Annotated in this window: 1 pseudogene; it reads left to right on the top strand. The window is 70.2% G+C overall.

The window, feature by feature from the left end:
- A pseudogene (locus F8274_RS31000) lies at positions 1–107 on the top strand (cytochrome c oxidase subunit 4); the annotation flags it as partial.
- Between the last annotated feature and the right edge of the window lie 138 nt (positions 108–245).

The raw sequence follows: 245 nt of genomic DNA on the forward strand, positions 1-245 counted from the left end.
TCTGGCAGTTCTGGCTGATCGGGGTGGGCATGGTGGCGGTCGTCTTCGGCGCCTGCGGCCTGCTCTTCGAGTACTACTCCGGCACCCGCCGCACCGCCGAGCACTGACCGAATCGTCAGCGGAAGGCGAACGTGGCGATGAGCACGGCCGCTCCGCAGCCCGTGCAGATCAGCTCGGGGCAGTCGGCGCCGTGCCCGTCGACGCAGGGTGGCGCCTCGAACAGCACGACGCCCTCGCAGCTGTCG

This window comes from Micromonospora sp. AMSO31t, assembly GCF_008868175.1.
In the GTDB taxonomy this organism is placed as follows: Bacteria; Actinomycetota; Actinomycetes; order Mycobacteriales; family Micromonosporaceae; genus Micromonospora.